Origin of the sequence: Luteimonas sp. 22616 (genome assembly GCF_052044325.1) — a bacterium.
GTDB lineage: Bacteria > Pseudomonadota > Gammaproteobacteria > Xanthomonadales > Xanthomonadaceae > Luteimonas.
Genome location: NZ_JBQEMW010000002.1, coordinates 242782 through 268566, shown reverse-complemented (window position 1 = coordinate 268566; position 25785 = coordinate 242782). Strand labels below are relative to the sequence as shown.

At 68.9% G+C, this 25785-nt stretch carries 24 protein-coding genes; 18 read left to right on the top strand and 6 right to left on the bottom strand.

Translation table 11 applies throughout. From position 1 onward, the window contains the following. Positions 1-2: 2 nt before the first annotated feature. The 6 genes from ppc to ACTJIL_RS13580 all read left to right on the top strand — a co-directional run bounded on the left by ppc (position 3) and on the right by ACTJIL_RS13580 (position 6412). A complete protein-coding gene (gene ppc, locus ACTJIL_RS13605) occupies positions 3-2753 on the top strand; it encodes a phosphoenolpyruvate carboxylase (protein ID WP_440756155.1) in 2751 nt (916 codons plus the stop codon). Positions 2754-2841: 88 nt separating this feature from the next. After that, a complete protein-coding gene (locus ACTJIL_RS13600; RefSeq protein WP_440756154.1) occupies positions 2842-3471 on the top strand; it encodes a glutathione S-transferase family protein in 630 nt (209 codons plus the stop codon). A gap of 198 nt (positions 3472-3669) precedes the next feature. Then, complete coding sequence (gene frmR / locus ACTJIL_RS13595) at positions 3670-3945, top strand: formaldehyde-responsive transcriptional repressor FrmR (protein ID WP_440756153.1); 276 nt, start codon at positions 3670-3672, stop codon at positions 3943-3945. 23 nt (positions 3946-3968) lie between these two features. After that, positions 3969-5078 carry an S-(hydroxymethyl)glutathione dehydrogenase/class III alcohol dehydrogenase gene (locus tag ACTJIL_RS13590; RefSeq protein ID WP_440756152.1) on the top strand — a complete coding sequence of 370 codons (1110 nt, stop codon included), beginning with the start codon at positions 3969-3971 and terminating at the stop codon, positions 5076-5078. Positions 5079-5252: 174 nt separating this feature from the next. Then, a complete protein-coding gene (gene fghA, locus ACTJIL_RS13585) occupies positions 5253-6083 on the top strand; it encodes an S-formylglutathione hydrolase (RefSeq protein WP_440756151.1) in 831 nt (276 codons plus the stop codon). Next, on the top strand, positions 6080-6412 hold the full coding sequence (locus tag ACTJIL_RS13580) for a putative quinol monooxygenase (RefSeq protein ID WP_440756150.1): 333 nt from the start codon (positions 6080-6082) through the stop codon (positions 6410-6412). Before fghA ends, ACTJIL_RS13580 begins: the two co-directional genes overlap by 4 nt. Positions 6413-6497: 85 nt before the next feature. Here ACTJIL_RS13580 and ACTJIL_RS13575 read toward each other — a convergent pair whose 3' ends face one another. The 5 genes from ACTJIL_RS13575 to ACTJIL_RS13555 form a co-directional block, all read right to left on the bottom strand. Next, a complete protein-coding gene (locus ACTJIL_RS13575) occupies positions 6498-7223 on the bottom strand; it encodes an ATP-binding protein (protein ID WP_440756149.1) in 726 nt (241 codons plus the stop codon). Positions 7224-7259: 36 nt separating this feature from the next. Then, positions 7260-7601 (bottom strand): hypothetical protein, encoded by a 342-nt coding sequence (locus ACTJIL_RS13570; RefSeq protein WP_440756148.1) that lies wholly within the window; start codon positions 7599-7601, stop codon positions 7260-7262. A gap of 173 nt (positions 7602-7774) precedes the next feature. Beyond that, positions 7775-8722: a DegV family protein gene (locus ACTJIL_RS13565; RefSeq protein WP_440756147.1), complete on the bottom strand. Its 948-nt coding sequence runs from the start codon at positions 8720-8722 to the stop codon at positions 7775-7777. A gap of 61 nt (positions 8723-8783) precedes the next feature. Then, positions 8784-9413, bottom strand: a complete 630-nt coding sequence (locus ACTJIL_RS13560; RefSeq protein WP_440756146.1) for a 2-hydroxychromene-2-carboxylate isomerase — start codon at positions 9411-9413, stop codon at positions 8784-8786. 7 nt (positions 9414-9420) lie between these two features. Next, positions 9421-9813: a DUF1761 domain-containing protein gene (locus ACTJIL_RS13555; protein ID WP_440756145.1), complete on the bottom strand. Its 393-nt coding sequence runs from the start codon at positions 9811-9813 to the stop codon at positions 9421-9423. A gap of 116 nt (positions 9814-9929) precedes the next feature. On the opposite strand from ACTJIL_RS13555, the gene ACTJIL_RS13550 reads away from it, so the two are divergent. From ACTJIL_RS13550 to ACTJIL_RS13495, 12 genes are all read left to right on the top strand, one after another. Beyond that, positions 9930-11588 carry a GGDEF domain-containing protein gene (locus ACTJIL_RS13550; protein ID WP_440756144.1) on the top strand — a complete coding sequence of 553 codons (1659 nt, stop codon included), beginning with the start codon at positions 9930-9932 and terminating at the stop codon, positions 11586-11588. Between the two features lie 27 nt (positions 11589-11615). Further along, entirely contained in the window at positions 11616-12386 is a 771-nt protein-coding gene (locus ACTJIL_RS13545; RefSeq protein WP_440756143.1) for an AMP nucleosidase, read from the top strand. Positions 12387-12656: 270 nt separating this feature from the next. Further along, the gene (locus tag ACTJIL_RS13540) at positions 12657-14786 is read left to right on the top strand and encodes a S9 family peptidase (RefSeq protein WP_440756142.1); all 2130 of its coding nucleotides are present in this window, start codon (positions 12657-12659) and stop codon (positions 14784-14786) included. Between the two features lie 138 nt (positions 14787-14924). Beyond that, entirely contained in the window at positions 14925-15311 is a 387-nt protein-coding gene (locus ACTJIL_RS13535; protein ID WP_440756141.1) for a YbaN family protein, read from the top strand. 247 nt (positions 15312-15558) lie between these two features. Beyond that, positions 15559-15813, top strand: a complete 255-nt coding sequence (gene lptM / locus ACTJIL_RS13530; RefSeq protein WP_440756140.1) for an LPS translocon maturation chaperone LptM — start codon at positions 15559-15561, stop codon at positions 15811-15813. Between the two features lie 3 nt (positions 15814-15816). After that, on the top strand, positions 15817-16677 hold the full coding sequence (gene dapF / locus ACTJIL_RS13525) for a diaminopimelate epimerase (protein WP_440756139.1): 861 nt from the start codon (positions 15817-15819) through the stop codon (positions 16675-16677). Continuing rightward, on the top strand, positions 16674-17345 hold the full coding sequence (locus ACTJIL_RS13520) for a DUF484 family protein (protein WP_440756138.1): 672 nt from the start codon (positions 16674-16676) through the stop codon (positions 17343-17345). Before dapF ends, ACTJIL_RS13520 begins: the two co-directional genes overlap by 4 nt. A 248-nt stretch (positions 17346-17593) precedes the next feature. Next, positions 17594-18481, top strand: coding sequence for a tyrosine recombinase XerC (gene xerC / locus ACTJIL_RS13515; RefSeq protein ID WP_440756137.1), 888 nt, complete (start codon positions 17594-17596; stop codon positions 18479-18481). 313 nt (positions 18482-18794) lie between these two features. After that, complete coding sequence (gene hslV / locus ACTJIL_RS13510; RefSeq protein ID WP_440756136.1) at positions 18795-19346, top strand: ATP-dependent protease subunit HslV; 552 nt, start codon at positions 18795-18797, stop codon at positions 19344-19346. 150 nt (positions 19347-19496) lie between these two features. Further along, entirely contained in the window at positions 19497-20888 is a 1392-nt protein-coding gene (hslU, locus tag ACTJIL_RS13505; protein WP_440756135.1) for an ATP-dependent protease ATPase subunit HslU, read from the top strand. A gap of 422 nt (positions 20889-21310) precedes the next feature. Next, complete coding sequence (locus ACTJIL_RS13500; protein WP_440756134.1) at positions 21311-22363, top strand: NAD(P)-dependent alcohol dehydrogenase; 1053 nt, start codon at positions 21311-21313, stop codon at positions 22361-22363. Between the two features lie 14 nt (positions 22364-22377). Beyond that, on the top strand, positions 22378-22815 hold the full coding sequence (locus ACTJIL_RS13495) for a hypothetical protein (RefSeq protein ID WP_440756133.1): 438 nt from the start codon (positions 22378-22380) through the stop codon (positions 22813-22815). 345 nt (positions 22816-23160) lie between these two features. Here the strand turns inward: ACTJIL_RS13495 and ACTJIL_RS13490 are convergent, their stop codons facing one another. After that, on the bottom strand, positions 23161-25785 hold the full coding sequence (locus ACTJIL_RS13490) for a DEAD/DEAH box helicase (RefSeq protein ID WP_440756132.1): 2625 nt from the start codon (positions 25783-25785) through the stop codon (positions 23161-23163).

Below are 25785 nucleotides of genomic sequence, written 5' to 3'. Positions count from 1 at the left end.
GCATGACTTCACCCGACTCCCGAACTGCCACCGACAGCCCCGACCCCCACGCACCCCTGCGCGAAATCGAATTCGTCGAAACCGACGCGCTGCTGCGCGACGACGTGCGCCGCCTGGGTGCGATGGTCGGGCAGATGCTGGCCGAGCAGCAGTCGCCGGCCTTCCTCGAGCAGGTCGAATCGGTGCGGCGCATGGCCATCGCGCGGCGCGAGGACGGCGAGCCGGTCGATGCGCTGGCCGCGCGCCTGGCCGACGTCCCGCTCGAGGATGCGGACGCGCTGGTGCGCGCATTCGCCGCCTACTTCGGCGCCACCAACCTCGCCGAGCGCGTGCACCGCATCCGTCGCCGCCGCGACCACCAGCGCGGTGGCGATGCGCCGCAGCCCGGCGGGCTGGAGGCGGTGCTGCGCGAACTGCGCGACGCCGGGGTGTCGTTCGACGAGCTTGCCGCCTTCCTGCCGCGGCTGTCGGTCGAGCCGGTGTTCACCGCGCACCCGACCGAAATCGTGCGCCGCGCGCTGCTGGACAAGGAGCGCACCATCGTCGAGCGCCTGGTCGCCGACATCGACCGCGAGCGCACGCCGCCCGAGCGCCGTTCCGACGAAGCACGCATCCGGCTGGCGCTGACCTCGACCTGGCAGACCGCCGAGGCGCCGTCGCAGAAGCCGACCGTGCAGGACGAAGTGGAGCACGTGGGCTTCTATCTCGCCCACGTGCTGTACCGCACGCTGCCGGTGTTCTACGAGGCGTTCGCCGACGCGATCGAGGCGGTCTACGGGCAGCGCCTGGCGGTGCCGAAGGTGTTGCGCTTCGGCACCTGGGTCGGCGGCGACATGGACGGCAACCCGAACGTCAACGCCGAGACCATGCGCGCCGCGCTCGATGCGCAGCGCGCGCTGGCGCTGGCCCAGTACCGCGCCGACCTGCGCGCGCTCGGCGGCGTGCTGACGCAGTCGCTCGGCAGGATCGGGGTCGACGACGCGCTGGTCGCGCGCATCGATGCGTATGCCGCGCAGTGGCCCGAGGTAGTCGCCGCGATCGCACCGCGTCGCGCCGACATGCCGTATCGCGTGCTGCTCGGGCTGATGGATGCCAAGCTCGCGGCCACCGGCAAGCCGCAGGCGCACGGTTACGAAGGGATCGACGGTTTCATCGCCGACCTGGAACTGATCGACGCAAGCCTGGTGCACCACCGCGGCAAGCATGCTGGCCGCTTCGCCCTGCAGCGCGTGCTGCGGCGCGCGCGCGGTTTCGGTTTCCACCTCGCTGCGCTCGACCTGCGTCAGGACTCCGCGGTGCACGACGAGGCGTTGGCGACGCTGCTCGCCGATCCTGGCTGGACATCGATGTCGGCCACGGCGCAGGTCGAGCGCCTGCATGGCGTGATCGACGGCACGGCGCCCGCTGCGGCGGATGCGCAGGCGGGTAGTGTTGCCGCCTCGACCCTGGCCGTGTTCCGCGAAGCGCGCGAATTGCGCCGCACGCACGGCAACGACGCGATCGGGCTGTACATCATCAGCATGGCCCGCAGCGCCGCCGACGCGCTGGCGGTACTGGCGCTGGCGCGGATCGCCGGTTGTGTGGAAGAGGGCGGGGTGCCGCTCGATGTCGCGCCGCTGTTCGAGACCGTCGCCGACCTCGAGGCCGCGCCGGCGGTAATGCGCGCACTGTTCGACGACCCCGTCTATCGCAGCCACCTGCGCGCGCGCGGCGACCGGCAGACGGTGATGCTGGGCTACTCCGACAGCGCCAAGGACGGCGGCCTGCTGGCGTCGCGCTGGGCGCTGCAGCGCACCCAGGTGGAGCTGGCAGCGCTGGCGCAGGCATCGGGCGTGCGCATCGTGTTCTTCCATGGCCGCGGAGGCTCGGTCAGCCGCGGTGGCGGCAAGACCAGCCGCGCGGTGATGGCCGCGCCGCGCGGTTCGGTCGACGGCAGCCTGCGCATGACCGAACAGGGCGAGGTGATCCACCGCAAGTACGGCATCCGCGCGCTGGCGCTGCGCAACCTGGAACAGGCCACCGCGGCGGTGATGCAGGCCAGCCTGCGCCCGCGCCCGGCGGATCCGCGCGAGGCGCGCTGGCGCGAGATCACCGCCGAGCTGGCCGGGGTCGCGCGTGCGCATTACCGCGCGCTGGTCTACGACGAGCCGCGCTTCGACGACTATTTCCGTGCCGCCACCCCGATCGACGTGATCGAGCGCCTGCACATCGGCTCGCGTCCGTCGCGGCGGCGCAACGCCGGGATCCGCGGGCTGCGGGCGATCCCGTGGGTGTTCGCCTGGGCGCAGAACCGGTCCGGGCTCACTGCCTGGTACGGGGTCGGCCACGCCTTGCGCCACGGCGTGGAAACGCACGGCCGCGACGCAATGGCGGAGATGGCGCGCGACTGGCCGTTCTTCGGCACCCTGCTCGACGACCTGGAGATGACGCTGGCCAAGTCGGACCTGGCGATCTTCGAGCGCTACTCGCGCCTGGCCGACGGGCACGCGGCGCTGTTTCCCGGGATCGCCGACGAGTTCGCGCGCACCCGCGACACGCTGCTGGCGATCCGCGACGAGGACGCGCTGCTCACCCGCGACCCGCGCCTGCGGCTGTCGATCCGCCTGCGCAATCCCTACGTCGACCCGATCAGCCTGCTGCAGGTGGAACTGCTGCGCCGCTGGCGCGCCGGCGGTCGCCAGGAAGACGACACCCTGCGCGCGCTGCTGGCGACGGTGAACGGGATCGCGGCGGGGATCCAGAACACCGGCTGAGCCGGGCATTCGCAGGCGCGGCTGAAGCCGCTCCTGCGAAGTAATCGGGGTGGATCTAGACTCGGAGCCCCTTCCACCGGAGCCTCCCATGGGACAGGACCGCGACGAACTCGTCTTCTACACCAACCCCCAATCGCGCGGACGCATCGTGCGCTGGATGCTGGAGGAGGTTGGCCAGCCGTACCGGACCCAGGTGCTCGCCTTCGACGGCGCGCAGAAATCGCCGGAGTATCTTGCGATCAACCCGATGGGCAAGGTGCCTGCGATCGTGCATCGCGGGATGGTGGTCACCGAGGGCGCCGCAATCTGCGCCTACCTCGCCGATGCGTTCCCCGAAACGGGGCTGGCGCCGGCGCACGGCGATCCGCTGCGCGGCATCTACTACCGCTGGATGTTCTTCGCCGCAGGCCCGGTCGAGGCCGCGGTGTCGGCCAAGGCGCTGGGTTTGCTGGCGCCGGCCGAACGCGCAGGCATGGTCGGCTACGGCAGCTTCGAACAGACCGTCGACACGCTGGAACTCGCCGCGAAGTCGGCGTCGCCGTGGCTGCTGGGCGAGCAGTTCACCGCGGCCGACGTGTACGTCGGCAGCCAGGTGTCGTGGGGGCTGATGTTCAAGACCCTGCCCGAGCGTCCGGCATTCGTCGAGTACGCCACGCGCCTGCGCGCCCGCGAAGCCGCGCTGCGCGCCGTGGCGCTGGACGACGCGCTGCTCGCGTAGATCGGGGCGACGCGCAAACGCCCGGTCGGGTGGGCGCCGTCCTCGACGGGCATGCATCGCCGTCGCTGCGTGCAGAGCGCCATGGGCGCGATGAGGCTTCACCGCAATGCCATCGCGCCCCTGGGCGCTTCGACAGGAATGATGCTCTGCTCAAGGCGTTGCCTTATACTGGGGCCCAGTATCCAGTGGTGCCGACCCATGCCCCACAGTCCCGAGGAAAAAAAGCGCGTCCTGGCCCGGGTGCGCCGCGTGCGCGGCCAGCTCGACGCGCTCGAACGCGCGCTCGAAGCCGGCGCCGACTGCGCGCCCGTGCTGCAGCAGATCGCGGCCATCCGCGGCGCGGTCAACGGGCTGATGGCCGGCGTGCTGGAAAGCCACCTGCGCGAAGAGCTCGTGCAGGCCGCGGCCACCCCCGAACAACGCCAGGCCGGCATCGACGACGCCGTCGCGCTGGTCCGCTCGTACCTCAGATAACCCGCACACACCGGAGACATGCCATGAAATCACGCGCCGCCGTCGCCTTCGAGGCCGGAAAGCCGCTGCAGATCGTCGAGATCGACGTCGAACCGCCGCGCAAGGGCGAAGTGCTGGTGAAGATCACCCACACCGCGCTGTGCCACACCGACGCGTTCACGCTGTCCGGCGACGATCCCGAAGGCGTGTTCCCGGCCGTGCTCGGGCACGAGGGCGCGGGCGTGGTGGTCGAGGTCGGCGAGGGCGTCACCAGCGTCAAGCCCGGCGACCACGTGATCCCGCTGTACACCGCCGAGTGCGGCGAGTGCCTGTTCTGCAAATCCGGCAAGACCAACCTGTGCGTGGCCGTGCGCGCGACCCAGGGCAAGGGCGTGATGCCCGACGGCAGCACCCGCTTCTCGTATGAAGGCAAGCCGATCCATCACTACATGGGCTGCTCGACCTTCAGCGAATACACCGTGGTCGCCGAAGTCTCGCTGGCCAAGGTCAATCCGGATGCCAACCCGGAGCATGTCTGCCTGCTCGGCTGCGGCGTCACCACTGGCATCGGGGCCGTGCACAACACCGCGAAGGTGGCCGAGGGCGACAGCGTGGCGGTGTTCGGCCTCGGCGCGATCGGCCTGGCGGTGATCCAGGGCGCAAGGCAGGCCAAGGCCGGCCGCATCATCGCGATCGACACCAACCCGGACAAGTTCACGTTGGCCAGGCAGATGGGCGCCACCGACTGCGTGAGCCCGAAGGACCATGACCAACCGATCCAGCAGGTGATCGTGGAGATGACCGGCTGGGGCGTGGACCACTCGTTCGAGTGCATCGGCAACGTCAACGTGATGCGCGCCGCGCTCGAATGCGCGCACCGCGGCTGGGGCCAATCGGTGATCATCGGCGTGGCCGGCGCGGGCCAGGAGATCAGCACGCGGCCGTTCCAGCTGGTCACCGGCCGCAAGTGGCTCGGCACCGCCTTCGGCGGCGTGAAGGGCCGCAGCCAGCTGCCGGGCATGGTCGAGGACGCGATGCGCGGCGACATCCAGCTTGCGCCCTTCGTCACCCATACCCTGCCGCTGGCGCGCATCAACGAGGCCTTCGACCTGATGCATGAAGGCAAGTCGATCCGCGCGGTGATCCACTACTGACGCATCGCTTCTCCCGCTTGCGGGCGAAGAAGCACGACTGCGAGCCGCTGGTTCGCGTCCTGATGAACGCCATCGCGCTGGCGCGATGGCCGGGCGCGGCTGCGGCCCGAGGCAGATCCGGGCCCTTCGCCCAGCGGCGCTCTCTTGCACTGGATATCACTGGGAGGAATCGAAATGGAACGTATCGAACACCGCGCCTGCTTCGGCGGCTCGCAGGACGTCTACCGGCATCGCTCCGAAGTACTGGGCTGCGACATGACCGTGGGCGTGTACCTGCCGCCGCAGGCCGCGCACGGGCCCTGCCCGGTGCTGTACTGGCTGTCGGGGCTGACCTGCAACGAACAGAACTTCATCACCAAGGCCGGCGCGCAGCGTTACGCCGCCGAGCACGGGATCATCCTGGTCGCGCCGGACACGAGCCCGCGCGGCGACGGCGTGGCCAACGATGACGCCTACGACCTCGGACAAGGCGCCGGCTTCTACGTCAACGCCACGCAGCAGCCGTGGGCGAAGCATTACCGCATGCACGACTACATCGCCGGGGAACTACCGGCGCTGGTCGAAGCGAACTTCCCGGCCACCGGTGCGCGTGCGATCAGCGGCCACTCGATGGGTGGCCACGGCGCGCTGGTGATCGCGCTGCGCAACCCGGCGCGCTACCGCAGCGTGTCGGCGTTCTCGCCGATCGTGGCGCCGATGCAGGTGCCGTGGGGCGAGAAGGCGTTCAGCGCGTACCTGGGCGACGACCGCGACGCGTGGAAGCAGTGGGATGCGACCGAACTGGTGGCCGGCGCGACGGAACGACTGCCGCTGCTGGTCGACCAGGGCGACGCCGACGAATTCCTGGCCGACCAGCTGAAACCCGAACTGCTGCAAGCCGCCTGCGCCGCGGCCGGGCATCCACTGACCCTGCGCCTGCAGCCCGGCTACGACCACAGCTACTACTTCATCGCCAGCTTCATCGGCGAGCACATCGCCCATCACGCCAAGGCGCTGCGGACATGATCGCGCCGGTCGCGCCGCTGGTATTCCACGTCGTCCTGCGGGTGAAGCCGGAACGCGTCGACGACTGGCTGCGGGAGGTCGCGGCGATCGCGGATGCGATGTCGAAGGAGGACACGTTTATCTCCTGCGACCTGCACCGCGATGCGAACGATCCCGCCACGTTCACGCTTTACGAGCGCTGGGCCGAACCGGACGTGGAAACCTTCCTCGCCCGCCAGGACAAACCCTACCGGCGCGATTACGAGGCGAAGCTGCCCGACCTGCTGCGGGGGCCACGCGAGCCCCAAGTCCTCGTCCCGCTGCGCAGCTGGGCGCGCGAGCGGCGGTAAGAACTGCTTTTTGTAGGAGCGGCTTCAGCCGCGAGCTTTCCAGGTTGGCGGGACTGGCAGGAAAAGCTCGCGGCTGAAGCCGCTCCTACAGGGCAGGGGCGTCGTCGAGCCGGAAATCGGTATAGGCGAAGCGTCCGTCGCGCAGTACGGTGTCGCCGCGTTCGAGCGCCAGCGGCGCCGCGAACATCGGCCCGGCCGCGACGCAGGTGTGGAACTCGCCGTTCTCGCCGCAGGGGTCCACGCCCGGCGGCAGCGCGTCGAGCAGGGCCGCGTCGAAGTCGCGACCGGCAAACGATGCGTCCAGCTGCTGCGTGTCCACGCAGCACAGCGTTGCGCGCAGGCCGCCGTTGATCATGTCGCGCGCGAGCCGTGCGGTGTCGCTGCCGAACAGCGGTGTCATCACCTCCCAGCCGACGCGCGCGCACTGCGCCTGGCGCCAGGCGCGGATGTCTTCCAGCAACAGGTCGCCGAAGGCGGCGGTGCGCAGCGCCGGCCAGCGCGCATTCGCCTCGGCCAGTGCCCGCGCCATGGCCGCTTCATAGGTGGCGTTGTCGCAACTGGCGGGAATCGCGGCTTCGAGCAGCGGCAGCCCGCACGCGGCCGCCTGCGCCTGCAGCACCTCGCGGCGCACGCCCTGCATCGACGAACGCGCATGCTCGACGGTCACGCTCGACAGCAGCGCCACCACGTCCACGTCGTCGCGCTGGCGCAGCGCGTGCAGCGCCCATGCGGCATCCTTGCCGCCGCTCCACGCCAGCAGCACCTGCCTGCGAGGCGCGTCGGTGGTCATCGCCGGGCGGGTACCCGGCATCGAAGCGGAACGTGCGGCCGCGCGCGGCGACGCCCGTCAGGCGGCCGACACATCGCGCAGTTCCCAGGCGCTGCCGGCCAGCAACCGCAGGCGCTGCTTGAACACCGCACCGGCGATCGACGTGACCACGACCAGGTCGATGTGCAGGTCATCCTGCCGGCCTTCGACCGTTGCCGCGGGATCGGTAACGCCAAGCGCGGGATCGACCGCGTCCGGGTCGTCCTGCACCGCGCGCCAGCGTTCGAACAGCGCGCTGCCGCGCAGTGCGTCCTGCAGTTCCTGCGCCATGCCGTCGGCGCCCTGCGAGCGGAATGCGAACTCGCCCGCGGCGCGGGCCTTGTCGGGATCCGGGATTGCGATGTAGTAACGCGTGGCCATGGTGTCTCCGTCGCCTGTGGTGTGGGCGCAGGCTAGCAGGCGTCCGTGAGCCGGATGTGGTCGTCAGCGCGTACGCGAACCAGATGGCCGGCCGCCATGGCGACGCAAGCTCGCGGCTGAAGCCGCTCCTGCAGTGTCTCGGTGTCTCGGTGACGCCTTGTCGAATTCGCCAGTCACGATTTCCCGAACTCGTGCGGCTCGGCCGCGAAGCCGACCACCATCGCGCCCTTGCCGACGTTGACCATGCCGGTCAGGCTCATCACGCTCTCGAACACTTCGATGTTGTGCGTGGCGCAGGCGTCGCGCAGCGCGGCGTAGCCGGGCAGTGCGCGCATCTCGTCGAGTTCGCCGCCGTAGCACAGCGCCACGGTCGGGGTCAGCAGGCCGGCGGCGACGCGGCGCGCGGCGAATTCGAATGTCTGCTGCGCCGCGGCCTCGAAGCCCTTGATCTTGGCCACCGGTCCGGTATCGCCGCGATAGGCGCGCAGCACCGGCTTGATGTCCAGCGCGGTGCCGAGCGCGGCGCTGAGCAGGCTGACGCTGCGGTCGCCCTTGGTGCGTGCGCGGCTGCGGATGTAGTACAGGTCGCGCGGGACCAGGTAGCCGTAGGTGTTCGATGCCAGCTCCTCGAGCCGGCTGCGTATCCGTCCCGGCTCCTCGCCGGCCGCGCGCAGGCGTGCGGCTTCGACGGGCAGGATCGCCTGCGCGCTGAACAGGTTCTGGGAATCGATCACGCGCAGTGCGAACGGGGTGTTGTTGCCGGCCGCGGAGCGGATCCCGCGGTACCCGTTGAGGATCGCGAAACTGGCCTGCTGGGCGTTGTCGAAGATCGGGCTGCGCGTGCGGGTGATGGTCATGCACAGCACGTAGTCGTAGTCGATCACCAGCTTCTGCAGGAACAGGTCGCGGATCTGCTCGACGGTGAACGGAATGGTCTCGGCGTTGGCGCCGCGCTCGGCGATGTGCGCGTTGAGGTAGGCGAGGGTGGCGGCCTGGTCGCGGTAGTCGACCTGCACGGCGTCGCCGATCCGCACGGTGATCGGCAGGATCTCGATGTTGTGGCGTTCGATGAAGTCCTTCGGCAGGTCGCAGGCCGAGTCGACGACGAGTCCGATGCGCATGGTCCGGGTCCTGTGCCATGGGATTGGCCGCCACGATACAACAGCCGCGGCGCGGTCCCGGTCAGCGGCGCCGCACGCCTTCGGGCAGGGTCGCCACGCGGTGCATTCCGGCGTCCTCGAGCAGCGCAGGATCGCGCAGCACGGCGAGCGCGAAGTCGTGCGCATCGTCGCCCCAGAACAGCGCGTCGCCGATCGCCAGCGTCGGCACGCCGAAGACCCCCGCCGCCACGGCGGTGGCGGTGTTTTCGCGCAAGGCGGCCTTGACCGCATCGTCGGCGAGCGCGGACGTCGGCACGCCCAGTCGCGCCGCCACCGGCGCCAGCGATTCGGCGTTGTCGCCGGCTTCGCCGCTGACCCAGATCCAGTCGAAGATCGCGTCGATCGCCGCGGGCGTGCCGCCGGCGGCGATGCACAGGCGCAGCGCGGCCAGCGGATTGAACGGATGCGCCGGCGGGAAGCGCAGTTCGATGCCCCGCTGCCGCGCCCGCCACAGTGCGTGCCGGTAGGTGAACACGCGTTTGCCCGGGATTTCCGCGGGCCCCTTCTGCCCGATCGCATCGAGCACCGCGCCGAACACGATCGGCACCGGCACCACCGGATCGGTTTCCATCAGCGCGCGCACCTTCGGCCACTGCAGGAAGGCGAATGGCGAGATGAAGTCGAAGTACCAGCGCAGCGGCGGCGTGCTCATGGCGCGCTCAGTGCCACAGGCCGATGACCAGCCCGTACAGGACGAACTGCAGCACGTGGTAACCGCCGTCGATCAGCCACAGCTTCAGGCTGCGGCCGGCGAAGGCGTAGTTGATGCCGAAGCTCGTCGCGATCCAGGCCGCGCCCACCAGCAGCCCGTTGTGGGCCGCGTGCAGCGCATCGGGCGCCGGGCCGAAGAAAGCGGCGAACGCGAAGGCCGCCAGCAGGCTGCAGGCGAACGCGGTGCCGAATACCCGCGCCGGGTGCTTCGGCCTGGCCTCGGGATCGATCCCGGCTTCCCGGCACCAGGCGCGCTTGAACAGCGGCCCGTACCAGATGCCGCCCAGGAGGAATGCCGAAACCGCCGCGGCCAGCACGGCCAGCCAGTTGATGTGGTCCATCGTCGTCTCCCATGCCCGGGCGGCAGCATACGCCGGCGCCGGGCGCGATTGCGCTTGCGGAGCCGGGATGCACGGCGGACACTCGCCAGAGGCAGGACGCGCAGCGGGGGATGTCGATGCGGCGTATCGCAACAGCCATCGTGCTGTGCCTGCTGGTCGTGCCGGCACCAGCCGGCGCGGCCGAGATCGAGCGCCTGCAACGCCTGCCGGACCTGCCGGACCTGCCGGCCGCGACGATGCCCGCGCCCGCGACGGTCAGGGCGTTGCCCGCGGATGCCTTCGAAGCCGTCGACGACGTCCACCGCCTCGCCGGCGACGCCGGTGGCCGCGGCTGGTGGCGGCTGCAGCCCGGGCCGATGGCGGGCAACGAGCCGCTGCTGCTCGTCTACCACCCCTACAGCGCGCGGGTCACGGTGATGGCGCCGCCGGACTACCGGCCGGTGACGCAGAGCCTGTTCGACCGCAGCCTCGACCCGCGGTTCTCGCGCCGCGCGCTGGTGTTCCCGCTGCCGGCCGCCGGCCCGGTCTACATCGGGGTCGAGGGCGCGCGTTACCCGCTGCAGGTCGCGGTGCGCGATGTCGATGCGCAGCTGGCCGAGGACGTGGTGCACGTGCGCCTGATCTCGATCGTCATCGGCGTGCTGATCGGCATCTCGCTGGTGGTGCTGCTGTTCTGGCTGCTGCTGCGCGAGCGCGTCTACCTGCTGTATGCGGCGACGATGGTGCTGCAGCTGATGTACCTGCTGTGCGCCTATGGCGAGGCGTATGCGCTGCCGGGGCTGCGCGTGCTGGCCCGGTTCGGGGTGGAAGGCATCTGGACCATCGCCACGCTGGCGACGGCGGCGTCCTCGTTCTTCCTGATCCGGTTGACCGACCTCGAACAGCACGCAGCGCTGCCGAGCCGGTTGCTGCGCTGGGTCGGCGGCTACGCTTCACTGGCGCTGGTGGTGTTGCTGTGGCTGCCCTGGCCGGCGGACAAGGGCTGGTTCCCGCCGGCGGGCAATGCCACCTTGCTGGTGGCCAACGTGCTGGCCCTGCTCGCACTGGGAGTGGCCTCGTGGCGCCGGCACCGCCGGGCCGCCTACGCGCTGCTGGCCTGGGTGCCGCTGGTGGCGCTGTCGACCGCGCGCGCCGTGCAGCTGGGCATGGGTGCTCCGCTGACGCCGGGCGTCGAGTACGGCCTGCCGCTGATGCTGGCGTTCACGTCCATCGTCCTGGTGTTGGTGCTGGCCGACCGCATGCTGACCATGCGCCGCGAGCGCGACCATGCCCAGCTGCACGCCGAGCGCGATGCGCTGACCGGCGTGTTCAACCGCAGCGGCATCGAGCAGCGCCTGGACTGGGCAATCGCGCGCGCGCGCGAACACGGCGGCGCGCTGTCGGCGATCTTCCTCGACCTCGACCACTTCAAGGAGATCAACGACAGCCACGGCCACGCGGTCGGCGACGCCTGCATGCGCGAACTGGTGCGCGTGGTCGGCGGCCAGCTCGCCTACGGTGACCACATCGGCCGCCTGGGCGGCGAGGAGTTCCTGCTGGCGCTGCCCGGCGCCGACCTGCCCCAGGCGCGACGCACCGGCGAGCGCATCCGGCGCAGCGTCGAGGCCCAGTGCGCGCAGGTCGACGGCATCCCGGTCGGGTTGACCGTCAGCATCGGGGTGGCGGCCTACCGGATGGGCGACAGCGTCGCCACCCTGGTCGCGCGCAGCGACCAGGCGATGTACGCGGCCAAGCACGCGGGGCGCAACCGCGTGGAGGCCGCGCCGGCGGCGTGACAAAATGGCGCGAACAGGAGACGCGCCATGAAGGAAAAAGAACAGATCGTCGAAAACTGGCTGCCGCGCTACACCGGCGTGCCGCTGGAGGACTTCGGCGAACACATCCTGCTGACCAATTTCGGCGGCTACCTCGGCCATTTCAGCCGCCTGGCCGGGGCGCCGATCGTCGGCACCGACCGGCCCATGCCCAGCGCCACCGCCGACGGCATCACCATGATCAACTTCGGCATGGGCAGTCCGAACGCCGCGACGATGATGGACCTGCTGTCGGCGATCGCTCCCAAGGCGGTGCTGTTCCTCGGCAAGTGCGGCGGGTTGAAGAGGAAGAACCAGCTCGGCGACCTGATCCTGCCGATCGCCGCGATCCGCGGCGAGGGCACCAGCGACGACTACTTGCCGCCGCAGGTGCCGGCGCTGCCGGCTTTCGCGCTGCAGCGCGCGGTCTCGACCATGATCCGCGACATGGGCATGGACTACTGGACCGGCACCGTGTTCACCACCAACCGCCGCGTCTGGGAGCACGACGAGGCGTTCAAGGAGCGCCTGCGGGTGATGCGCTGCATGGCGGTCGACATGGAAACCGCCACCATCTTCGCCGCCGGGTTCGCCAACCGGATTCCCTGCGGCGCGCTGCTGCTGGTCTCGGACCAGCCGATGATCCCGGAAGGCGTCAAGACCGAGGCGTCGGACGCGAAGGTCAGCGCCGAGTACGTCGAGCGCCACATCCAGGTCGGCATCGAGGCGCTGCGGCTGATCCGCAGGCACGGCAAGTCGGTGAAGCACCTGCGGTTCTGAGCACCGCGCCATCCACGCCCTGCTCTTGCAGGAGCGGCGGCAGCCGCGAAGCATTTCACTCTTGCCCTTCCCCTGCGAAGGGCAGAGAGGCTGGGAGGGGTGGCCATGGTTCGCATTGCTGCTGAAGACACCCCTCCCCAACCCTCCCCTGCCTTCGCAGGGGAGGGGGCAAAGGCTCGCGGCCTCCGCCGCTCCTACAATGGCCGCGGACGGGTCGACTCCCGTCCGCGCAACGCCTGCCGTTGTGAACCCTCCTTCGGGGCCCCATCCATGATCAGACTCATCCTCCTGCTGCCCGTCCTCCTGATGACCAATACGCCTGTTGCCGCGCAAGTCCCCACGCCACCCGATGTCGCCCGCAGGCCGCACGTCGTCGAAACGCCATTCGGCGCCACCCGCGACGACGACTACTACTGGCTGCGCGACGACAGCCGCAAGGACAAGGACATGCTGGCGTACCTCGGCGCCGAGAACGCCTACGCCGATGCCGTCATGGCGCCGCTCAAGCCGCTGCAGGACACGCTGTACGAGGAAATCGTCGGCCGCATCAAGCAGGACGACAGCTCGGTGCCGTACCGCGAGCGTGGCTACTGGTACTACACCCGTTTCGAGACCGGCAAGGACTATCCGATCCACGCGCGCCGCAAGGGCACGATGGAAGGGCCGGAGGAGATCCTGTTCGACGTCAACGCGATGGCCGCGGGCAAGGACTACTTCAGCCTCGCCGACTACGAGGTGTCGCAGGACAACCGCATCGTCGCCTGGACCCAGGACGACGTCGGCCGCCGCCAATACAGCATCCACTTCAAGAACCTGGACACCGGCGAGGTCTATCCCGACGTCATCACCGGCGTGGCCTATTACACCGCCTGGGCCGACGACAACAAGACCCTGTTCTACGTCGAGAACGACCCGGAGACACTGCTCACCGTGCGCACGAAGAAGCACGTGCTCGGCACGCCGGCCAGCGAGGACGCGCTGGTCTACGAGGAAGCCGACGACAGCTTCTACATGGGCATCAGCCGCAGCCGCGACGACAAGTACATCTGCATCGACCTGGGCAGCACGGTGTCCAGCGAATTGCGCTGCGCGCCGGCCGCCGATCCTGCCGCGTTCACCGTGCTGGCGCCGCGCGAGCAGGACGTCGAGTACGACGCCGACCACCTCGGCGACCGCTGGGTGATCCGCACCAACGCCCCGGCTGCCGACGGCTCGCCCGCCACCAACTTCAAGCTGGTCACCGCGCCGGACGGCAGCACCTCGCGCAAGGACTGGCAGGACCTGGTGCCGCATCGCGACGACGTGTTCATCGAGGACTTCGACCTGTTCGACGGCTTCACCGCGATCGCCGAGCGCTCCGGCGGGCTGGAGCGCATCCGCTTGTTGAAGGCCGATGGCAGCGAGGAGTACGTCAAGGCCGACGAGCCGGCGTATTCGATGGGCCTGGACATCAACTCCGAGCACGACACGCCGTGGCTGCGCTACGGCTACACCTCGATGACCACGCCGGAAACGACCTACGAGCTCAACGTCGAGACCGGCGAGCGTCGCCAGCTCAAGCAGCAGCCCGTGCTCGGCTACGACCCGACGAAGTACGCCACCGAGCGCCTGTGGGCGACCGCGCGCGACGGCACCAGGGTGCCGGTGTCGGTGGTCTACAGGAAGGGCTTCGAGAAGGACGGCAAGGGCGCGCTGCTGCAGTACGCCTACGGCAGCTACGGCCACTCGATCGACCCGACCTTCAGCGCGACCACGGTGAGCCTGCTCGACCGCGGCATGGTCTACGCCATCGCCCACATCCGCGGCGGCCAGGAGATGGGCCGCAAGTGGTACGACGACGGCAAGCTGCTGCACAAGAAGAACACCTTCACCGACTTCATCGACGTGACCGATTTCCTGGTGAAGGCGGGCTATGCCGCGCCCGACCGCGTCGCCGCGTATGGCGGAAGCGCCGGCGGCCTGCTGATGGGCGCGATCACCAACATGGCGCCCGAAAAGTACCGCGTGATCCTGTCGCAGGTGCCGTTCGTGGACGTGGTCACCACGATGCTCGACCCGAGCATTCCGCTGACCACGGTCGAGTACGACGAATGGGGCAACCCGGAGCAGAAGGCCTACTACGACTACATGCTGTCGTACTCGCCCTACGACAACCTCGAGTCGCATGCCTACCCGGCGATGTTCGTCGGCACCGGGCTTTGGGATTCGCAGGTGCAGTACTGGGAACCGGTGAAGTACGTGGCCAGGCTGCGCGATGTCGACACCGGCGCGCTGCCGGTGCTGCTGCGCACCAACATGGATGCCGGCCACGGCGGCAAGTCCGGGCGCTTCCGCAAGTACCGCGAACTGTCGGAGATGTACGCGTTCCTGCTTGACCAGCTGGGCGTTGCAGCCCGCTGATCGTTCATGCTTGCCTGTAGGAGCGGCGGAAGCCGCGATGCTTTTGCTGATTGCACGACGCCAGTTTCGGCAGGATCAAAAGCTCGCCGCTGAAGCTGCTCCTGCGAGCGCAGACAGGATCGAGTCCGGCATCGACCCATGACAACGCACCGCTTCCGCTGGGCCTGGTGGCTGCTGGCCTATGCCAGCCTCGGCCTGGGCCTGATCGGCATCGTGCTGCCGGGCCTGCCCACCGTGCCCTTCGTGCTGCTGTCGGCCTTCGCCGCCGCGCGCGGTTCGGAGCGCCTGCATCGCTGGCTGCTCGCGCATCGCGTGTTCGGGCCGATGATCCGCGACTGGCAGGCGCACGGCGCGGTGAGCCGGCGCGCGAAGCGCCTGGCGACGCTGGCGATGACGGCCTGCGGGCTGGTGATGTACTGGACCGCGCCGCAACTGTGGATGGCCGCGACCGGCATCGCCTGCATGGCCGTGGTCGCGACGTGGTTGTGGCTGCGGCCGGAGCCGCCGGCGCGCGGGGAGTCCTAGGGAAGGGCCGGGCAGCCTGGGATTCCCGGGATTCCTCGCTGTGCCAGAAATGACTGTTGTTCGGAGAAGTTCGACACCCGGATGGCCCACACAGCGCTGTCCCGGCTGGCATCTGGAACTGTATGCCTGCCGGCGGCGGCTCCGCGAACCGGTCGCGGGCGCCGAGCGCCCGATGGCGCCCCTCATCCAGCCCGCCCATTCAGCCCGCCGCCTTCGCGCCGCGGGCCGGCGCGGCTACACTGCGGCCATGAACATCACGCGCCTGACCCTGCTCTCGATCGCCGCCGCGCTGGCCCTGTCCGGCTGCGGCAACAAAGGCCCGCTGGTCCTGCCCGATGCCCCCGACGAGGCCGAAGCCCCGGTGGCTGCGGAAGACGGCACGGAACCCGCAACCGACGCCAGCGAGCCGGCGGACGACGCCGAACCTGCCACCGAGCCTGCGGACGAAGACGTGCCGGTCGAACCGGAACCGCTGCCGCAGGACGACGGCGACAGCGACTGAGCGATGGTCGATCGCCCGCCTGCACCGGTGGCCGCGCTGCGTTTCAGCAAGATGCACGGCGCCGGCAACGATTTCGTGGTCCTCGACCTGCGTGCCGCCGCCAGCGCGCCGTCGCCGGCGCTGTGCCGCGCGCTGGCCGACCGCCACACCGGCGTCGGCTGCGACCAGATCCTGACCGTCGAGGCGCCGCGCAGCGCGGCATCGGTCGCGTCCTACCGGATCTGGAACGCCGATGGTTCGGCTTCCCAACAGTGCGGCAACGGCGCCCGCTGCGTCGCGGCCTGGCTGGTGCGCGACGGCGCGACCGACGGCCCGACGTTCGAGCTCGACAGCCCGGCCGGCACCCACGCGGTGGAAGCGCTCGGCAATGGCCGCTATCGCATCGCGATGGGCGTGCCGCAGTTCGCGCCGCAGGCCATCCCGCTGGCCGGCTTCACCGACGCCCAGGACGAATACGGCGCCGAGATCGATGGCCAGCCGCTGCGCTTCGGCGCGGTTTCGACCGGCAACCCGCACGCGGTGGTCGAGGTCCTCGACATCGCGCACGCGCCGGTGGCCACGGCCGGCCCGGCGCTGCAGCGCCAGGGCGTATTCCCGCAGTCGGCCAACGTCGGCTTCGCCGAGGTGGTGGCGCGCGACGTGATCCGCCTGCGCGTGTTCGAACGCGGTGTCGGCGAAACGCTGGCCTGCGGCAGCGGTGCCTGCGCTGCGGTGGCGGTGCTGGTGCGACGCGGCCGGATCGATCGTGACGTGTCGGTGTCGCTGCCCGGCGGCGAACTGCGCATCGCCTGGCCCGACGACGGCGCGCAGATCATGATGTCCGGGCCCACCGCATTCGTATTCGAAGGGGAATGGTTGCAATGAGCGAAACCGACAAACTCGGTGCCCACGAAGTCGCGGCCTGGCTGCGGCTGCATCCGAAGTTCCTGCAGCAGTTCCCGGACCTGGCGATCAGCATGGTGGTGCCGCGCGAGGAAGGCCCGGCGGCATCGCTGGCCAGCTACCAGCTTGAAGTGCTGCGCGACAAGAACCGCGAGCTGACCCGCCGCCTGCACGACCTGTACGCGATCGCGCAGGAAAACGAGCGCCTCGCGGTGCAGACCCAGCAACTCACGCTCAACCTGCTGCGCCAGGACAGCGCCGCGGCGACTGTGCGCGCGATGGTCGCCAGGCTCAGCGAGGACTTCAACGGCGACCTGGTGCGGATCGTGCTGTTCGCGCCGATCGACGGGCTCGACGCCGCCGAGTGGCTGCAAGTCGTCGCCCGCGACGACGCGGTGCTGGCGCCGTTCCGCGATTGCCTGGCCGAGGGCGAACCGCTGTGCGGCCGCCTGCATCCGGACAAGCAGGCGCTGCTGTACGGCCCGCGCGTGGACGAGGTGCAGTCGACCGCGCTGCTGCCGCTGGACGGCGTTGGCCTGGTGGCGGTGGGCAGCCGCGACGCCAACCGCTTCTATCCCGGCATGGGCACGCTGTTCCTGCGGATGATGGGCGAGGCGTTCGCGACCGCGCTGCGCAGGTTCGATGCGTAGCGGATCGCTCCCGCGTCGCGCATCACCCCACAGCTGTCATTCCCGCGAAGGCGGAAATCCAGTGACTTGCTTCCAGATCGCCATGTCCGCATGTGGAAGCCGAATAGGTTTGTCTTTCGAATCTGCCGTCGCCGTTGCGTCCTGTACCAAAGCCACTGGATTCCCGCCTTCGCGGGAATGACGACGCAAGGCATGCGTGGAATGACCGCATGAGGTGTGCCTGCAAGACGGCGTAAAGTGTGCGTGCAATGACCGCCGCCAGCACCGACGACTACCTCGCTCACCTCGAAGTCGAGCGCCGCATGTCCGCGCACACCCTCGACGCGTACCGCCGCGATCTCGCCGCGCTGTCGGACTGGGCGCAGGCGCAGGGCGTCGCCGACCTCGAAACCCTGCAGGCCGAACAACTGCGCGCCTTCGTCGCCGCCGAGCATCGCCGCGGGCTGTCGCCCAAGAGCCTGCAGCGCCGGCTCTCGGCCTGCCGCAGTTACTTCCAGTGGCTGCTGAAGAACGGCCGCATTGCGCTCAATCCCGCCGCCGCGATCCGTGCGCCCAAGGCGCCGCGCAAGCTGCCGCAGGTACTCGACGCCGACGAGGCCACGCGTCTGGTCGAAGTGCCAACGGACGTGAAGCTCGGCCTGCGCGACCGCGCGCTGCTGGAGCTGTTCTACTCCTCCGGCCTGCGCCTGTCGGAGCTGTGCGCGCTGCGCTGGCACGACCTGGACCTTGGCAACGGACTGGTCACCGTGCTCGGCAAGGGCAGCAAGCAGCGCAGCGTGCCGGTGGGTTCGCACGCGCGCGCCGCGCTCCAGGCCTGGCACGAGGAAACGCAGGCGCCTACTGTCGCGCCGGTGTTTCCCGGCCGCGGTGGCGCGCCGATCTCGCAGCGCGCGGTGCAGATCCGCATCCGCCAGCTGGCCCAGCGCCAGGGCATGTTCAAGCACGTGCACCCGCACATGCTGCGCCACAGCTTCGCCAGCCACATGCTCGAATCCTCCGGCGACCTGCGCGGCGTGCAGGAACTGCTCGGCCACGCCGACATCGCCACCACGCAGATCTACACCCACCTGGATTTCCAGCACCTAGCCAAGGTCTACGACGCCGCGCACCCGCGGGCCAAGCGCAAAAAGGACTGATCCACTTTCCCTTCTCCCTCCGGGAGAAAGTGGCGCGAAGCGACGGATGAGGGAGGGAGCCGTCAGCACCCGCGTACTTCGCGCACTGATGTGCCTTTCCCTCATCCGCCCCCCGACTGGAACACTCGGGGGCAGGCTCTGCGGGCACCTCGCTTCGCGCCCCGGCCCCGCGCAGCGCGCGGAGCGTTCAGCCGCGCGCGAGCCGATGGCGCGCAGGCAGCGCGCCTTCAACCCGGAGGGAGAAGGAAGCAACGGCGACCCTTGCGTCCCCGCCCGCCGGCCCCCATCCACTGGATTCGACCCCGGAGGCCGCATGGACCCCAGCCAGAACCCCAATGTCTTCCACGCCACCACGATCGTATCGGTGCGCCGCAACGGCCACGTCGTCGTCGCCGGCGACGGCCAGGTGACGCTCGGCAACACGGTGATGAAATCCAACGCGCGCAAGGTGCGCCGCCTGGGCAAGGACGGCCAGGTGCTGGCCGGGTTCGCCGGCGCCGCGGCCGATGCGTTCACCCTGTTCGAGCTGTTCGAGTCGAAGCTGGAGAAGCATGGCCAGCTCACCCGCGCGGCGGTGGAACTGGCCAAGGACTGGCGCACCGAGCGTCGCTTCGGAAAGCTCGAGGCCCTGCTCGCCGTGGCCGACAAGGACACCTCGTTGATCGTCAGCGGCACCGGCGACGTGATCGAGCCGGAGGACGGTTTGGTCGCGATCGGCTCCGGCGGCCCGTTCGCACTGTCGGCTGCGCGCGCGCTGCTCGCGCATACCGAACTCGACGCGAAGGCCGTCGCCACCGAGGCGCTCAACATCGCCGGCGATATCTGCATCTACACCAACCGCAATATCGTCGTCGAAGAACTCTGACGTGCTTGAAGCCCCTCTCCCGCTCGCGGGAGAGGGGTTGGGGTGAGGGCGCGCTTTTCGCGAAGAGCGCCCTCATCCGGCGCTTCGCGCCACCTTCTCCCGCTTCGCAGGAGAAGGGCTTTCCACTAAATCATCGAAAAGAATTCCGACATGCCCAGCAAACCCGATACCAGCCACGCCACCATGACCCCGCGCGAGATCGTGCAGGAGCTCGACCGCCACATCGTCGGCCAGCAGCAGGCCAAGCGCGCGGTCGCGATCGCGCTGCGCAACCGCTGGCGCCGCGCCCAGCTCGACGACGAGCTGCGCAACGAGGTGATGCCGAAGAACATCCTGATGATCGGCCCCACCGGCGTGGGCAAGACCGAGATCGCGCGCCGCCTGGCGACGCTGGCCAACGCGCCGTTCGTCAAGGTCGAAGCCACGCGCTTCACCGAGGTCGGCTATGTCGGCAAGGACGTCGAACAGATCATCCGCGACCTCGCCGACACCGCGGTCAAGCTGTACCGCGAGCAGGCCAAGACCCGCGTGCGCACCCAGGCCGAAGACCGCGCCGAGGACCGCATCCTTGATGCGCTGCTGCCGCGGCGCGCGGTGCCGGCGAGCGGCTTCGGCTTCGGCGCGAGCACCACGGTGGACATCGGCGCCGAACCGTCGGCGCAGGGCAACGACAACGAGACCCGCACCAAACTGCGCAAGCAGCTGCGCGCGGGCGACCTCGACGAGCGCGAGATCGAACTCGAACTGTCCGCGAACACCAGCGTCGACATCATGACCCCGCCCGGCATGGAGGAGATGGGCCAGCAACTGCGGCAGATGTTCTCCAGCCTCAGCGGCGGCAAGACCCACAAGCGCACCCTGACCATCAAGGCCGCGCGCCCGCAACTGGTCGAGGAAGAGGCCGCCAAGCTGGTCAACGAGGACGAAGTGCGCGAAGCGGCGATCGAGGCCTGCGAACAGCACGGCATCGTCTTCATCGACGAGATCGACAAGGTCGCCAAGCGCAGCGAGGGCATGGGCGCCGACGTCAGCCGCGAAGGCGTGCAGCGCGACCTGCTGCCGCTGGTGGAAGGCTCCACCGTCAGCACCAAGTACGGCTCGGTGAAGACCGACCACATCCTGTTCATCGCCTCCGGCGCGTTCCACCTCGCCAAGCCCAGCGACCTGATCCCGGAAATGCAGGGCCGCTTCCCGATCCGCGTTGAACTGAGTGCGCTGAGCAAGGACGATTTCGTCCGCATCCTCACCGAGCCCAAGGCGTCGCTGACGCGCCAGTACGTCGAGCTGCTGAAGACCGAGGGCGTTGCGCTGACGTTTGCGCCGGACGCCGTCGAACGCCTCGCCGAGATCGCCGCGCAGGTCAACGAGCGCCAGGAAAACATCGGCGCCCGCCGCCTGCACACCGTGCTCGAACGCCTGCTCGACACGCTCAGCTTCGAAGCGCCGGATCGCAGCGATGGCGTCGTGATCGACCGCGCGTACGTCGACAAGCACCTGGGCGAACTGGTGCAGGACCAGGACCTGAGCCGCTACATCCTCTGACGTCCCGCAGATCCTGTAGGAGCGGCTTCAGCCGCGAGCCGTTGATCGGCTTTCGTAGGAGCGACGGAAGTCGCGAAGCCTTCCCGGTAAAGCATCGCGACTTCCGTCGCTCCTACAGCGGCAGCATCAGAAGCTCGCGGCTGAAACCGCTCCCACAACTGCCACATAGCGGCCGCGGCAAGGCTCCGGTGTTCGCGCCTGCCCGGCAGGCCGCGTGGCCGACGCCGCGATCCCGGGGACGACAACGCAGCGCCACCGGAGGAGAATCCGGATGCCTCGGGCAGGATGTCCGGAGCCACCGGCCAGGCGCGACCAAGGGCCTTGGCCAATCTCCGGATCGGAAGCCACCGCCATCCGCCGCGCCCGGCCGCCCGTACCGACCGTTGATGTTTCCCATCCCACGTCCCAGAGGAAGGCATCCCATGACCACCAAAGCCTACGGCGCCCACGCCGCCGACAAGCCGCTCGAGCCGATCGACATCCAGCGCCGCGCGCCGGGCCCACGCGACGTGCAGATCGACATCGCCTACTGCGGCGTGTGTCACTCCGACCTGCACACCGTGCGTTCCGAATGGGGCGGCACGCTGTATCCGTGCGTGCCCGGGCACGAGATCGTCGGCCGCGTCAGCGCGGTGGGCGGCGACGTCAGCAACTTCAAGGTCGGCGACACCGTCGGCGTCGGCTGCATGGTCGACAGCTGCCAGCACTGCGCGTCGTGCGCGGAGGGCCTGGAGCAGTACTGCGAGAACGGCTTCACCGGCACCTACAACGGCGCCACCAAGGATGCGCCCGGGCACACGCTCGGTGGCTACTCGCAGCGCATCGTGGTCGACGACAGGTTCGTGCTGAAAATCCGCCACCCGCAGGAGCATCTGGCCGCCGTCGCGCCGCTGCTGTGCGCCGGCATCACCACCTACTCGCCACTGCGCCACTGGAACGTGGGCCCGGGTCAGAAGGTCGGCATCGTCGGCATCGGCGGTCTTGGCCACATGGGCGTGAAGATCGCGCACGCGATGGGCGCGCACGTGGTCGCGTTCACCACTTCGGACAGCAAGCGCCAGGCCGCGCTCGACCTCGGCGCGGACGAAGTGGTCGTGTCGCGCAACCGGGACGAGATGAAGGCGCATACCGGCAGCTTCGACTTCATCCTCAACACCGTGGCCGCCAGCCACTCGCTGGACGACTACACCGCGCTGCTCAAGCGCGACGGCACCCTGGTCCTGGTCGGCGTGCCCGAGCACCCGCACCCGTCGCCGAGCGTGGGCAACCTGATCTTCAAGCGCCGCGCCATCGCCGGTTCGCTGATCGGCGGCATCGCCGAAACCCAGGAGATGCTCGACTTCTGCGCCGAGAAGGGCATCGTGGCCGACATCGAGATGATCCGGATGCAGGAAATTGATGAGGCTTACGACCGGATGGCGCGCAGTGACGTGAAGTATCGGTTCGTCATCGACAACGCGTCGCTGGCGGTTTGAGAGGAGGTTTCACAATGCCCAGAACTTTCCTGCCTGCCGCCGTTGCGGTGGCACTGTGCCTGGCTGCCGCAGCGCCCGCGTCCGCCGGCGATGTGTCCTGCCGACTCAGCTTCGACATGTCGGGCTGGTCGGTGCTCTACAAAACCGCCTCGGGCACCGGCCATGTGCGCTGCAGCAACGGGCAGGCGATGGCGGTGCGTATCAGCGCCAAGGGCGGCGGCCTGACCGTGGGCAAGTCGGAGATCCGCGGTGGCCGCGGCGAGTTCTCCGCGGTCCGCGACATCCGCGAACTGCTCGGCACTTATGTCGCGGCCGAGGCCCACGCGGGTGCGGTCAAGTCGAGCAAGGCGCAGGCGATGACCAAAGGCGACGTCTCGCTGGCCCTGGCGGGTACCGGCGAAGGCTGGGACCTGGGCGTGGCCTTCGGCGCGTTCACCATCAAGGCGCGCTGAGCGCGATCAGTGCGCTGGTGCTGGCCGGCGTCGTCGCCGGGGGCCGGGAGCTGCCGGGCTTCGCTGCGGAGGCAAGGCCTTGTGGTCGGCGAGATGACCCGCGGCACGGGCATGCGATGTCCATGGCGGCAGGATAGGAAAGGCGTGACGGATCGGCTCGTGATCGACATTGCTACGTTGCTGGGTCGCAAGGCGATGACCTTCGGACCGACCAGGAATCACCTCGTCGCCAAGCGCATGGTGTAGCGCCCCAGCCCGGCGATACTGCAGTCGCCGTGCCGATGTTCCATCAGTCCATGAAGCGGGTCATGCAGGGCGAAGAGTGGACTGCAGGGTGACGCATCATCATTCGCCGGCGATCACCGCCAGCAACTGTTCGCGCACGTTGTGCCCGCGGCCGTCCGATTTCTGCGCCATGAAGTAGAGCCCCTTGCCGTTGCTGCGATTGGCCCAGAGCTCGCCGACGAGGCGCTTTTCCTTTTCCTCGTCGCTGGTGAAGCGGTCGCCCCCCTTGTACTCGACGACGAACAGGCGGCCATCCTTCAGCTTCAGCACGAAGTCCGGGTAAGTGCGCTGGCGGGAGGTCGGCATCCAGAACTGTGTCGGATGGACGAGGTTGCGTACCCAGAACTCGACTTCGTCCAGCAGGTCGATGGCCCGGGCGCACTCGAACTCCTCGCCGATGCTCTTCAAGTCCGCGGGCATCGGGTAGTAGTGCTTCTTGAAGCGGTAGGTGCCCTGATAGTACGAGTGCGCCGGGTACCGCGTCATGTCCGCCGGATAGGTGAACGCGTGGTCGGGACCATCACTGGCCACGATCTCCAAGCCGTCCTGGAATAGGGCCTGCTGGAACCCGTCCCGATAGGCCAGTTCCTTCGCCAGCTGCAGTTGCTCGGTCAGCTTGCGGCGCAGGATGAATTGTCCCTTGAGCAATTGAGCCAGCGAGAACCCGCGTTCGTCCAGCAACCCGCGGACCGCCCGTCGCAGCCACTCCCGCAGGACCGGCTGTTTGACAAACGGTTCCCGCACCTCATGGTCGAGCCAGCCGATCAGGTCGGTTTCGCTGCGATCCTGCGCGAAGCCGGGCAGGTACGTGGCAACGTCGTCCTTGACCTGGTGGTAGTTCACCTTCCGGCCTTCAAGATCCACCTCGAAGGTCATGCTTTGGTCGTCGAAGCGGAAGGTCGACAGGTCGGGTGGGCTGGCAAGCAAGTCCCACGCGAAAGTGGCCGGGACCACGCCCCGGTCGACCAGTTCCAGTTCTCCCTGTTCGACCATGTACAGGCGCGGCACGGCGAAGACGGCACCGCGCTCGCTTGGCGCCTTGGCGGCAAGGGAAGCCAGCTGGTGGCGCTCGATTTGTGCAGCGAGTTCGTCACGCTTGCCTGGCGGCGCGGTGAGGACGATGGCGTCGACGGTGGTCGCGTCGATCTCGTCGGTGATCTCGACAGTGCCGCCCTTGCCACCTTCGTTCGCGACGAACCTGACCCGTTGCAGGTCGCGCTCCGGTACGTCGTCCAGCTTCGGTGCCTTGTTGACTTCGATGCGCGTCGTTGGTGGTGTGCAGGCTGCCAGTTCGCCGCCTTTGAGTTGCAGTTTCGGTGCGATGGCGTCGTCGTCGCGGATGGCTGCCGCCGCCTCCATCGGGTTGAAGCCGATGTTCACCAGCGACTGCGTCAGTTCTCCAGCGGCGCGGCCAAAGTCGTCGGTGACGACGTGGGCATAGGCCTTGTTCATGGCTTCCTGCCGGCGGCGGGTGGCATAGGGCATGCGCAGCACGCGGCCAAGGAGCTGCTGGATGTCCTTGTCGCTTTTGACCTGCGCCACCGAACAGAAGACATAGGCGAACGAGCAGTCCCAGCCCTCTTTCAGCGCCTGCTTGGTGATGATGATTTCGATGGGGCAATCCTTCGCGAACAGGTCGACGCCGTCGATCTCGCGCTGGTCACCGGTCGCGATCGCGATGGTCCTGTCGTCCACGCCGTCGGCTTGGATCAGGTGGCGCTTGACCTCCTCGACGGTGGCCACGCCACGCGCGTTCTCGGCTTGCACCAGCAGGATTGGCCGGATGTAGTCCGGTTCGCCCAACGCCGTCCGTGCCAGCGATTTGCGCCGTGCCACGGCGCTGCTCACCGCAACCTGCCAATCGCCGTCGTGTTCCTTCAGCACCACTGGGAACTTGATCATGTTCTCGGCCTTCAGCTCGAAGGCCGAAACGCTGACCAGCACGTTGGAACTGGCGGTATCCGGCGTTGCGGTCAGTTCAACCACGGCGCGCGGCCCGAGCCGTTCGTAAACCGTGTAGGACAGCGGCGTGGTGGCGTTGTGCGCCTCGTCCATGATCACCAGTGGGCCATGCAGCTTGAGCAGGTTGGCGAACGAGGCCAGCGCCTTGTCGTCTTCGCCCTTGTCCAAGTAGGCGAGGCCGCGCGTGCTACCGGCGAAATGTGGCTCCAGGTCCTCGTGGTGTTCGTAGACTTTTCGGCCTTCCTTGTCGGTCACCCGCAGTGCGGCCACGGTGGAGATGACGACACACACCCTAGTGCCCACGTCGGCGGGCCGGAGCTGGGCGAAGTCGGCCACATCGAACACTGCCACCTGTCCGTCGAAGGCGTTGTCGAGTTCCTGCCGGTAGGGATGCCGTGGATCGCGGAAGGCCTCCAGCGTTTGTGACTTGATCTGGGTGGTAGGCACCATCCACATCACCAGCGGAAACTCGCGTTCGAGCAATGCGCGGCCAGCCGACTGGATGATGTGCGCGCCCATCACCGTCTTGCCGCCGCCGGTGGGGATGCGCAGGCAGGCGTAGGGCACTGCGGGCAGGCCGGGCATGGGCTTGTACTGCTCGACAAGCCCCTTGTCGACGCAGGCCGCGAATGCGCTGGCCGTGTCGCCGAGCCGCGCGGCCTCGAAGAATCGCTCCAGGCTGTCGAGCGCGCGTTGCTGGTAGAGCTTGAGCGCGAGGGCCAT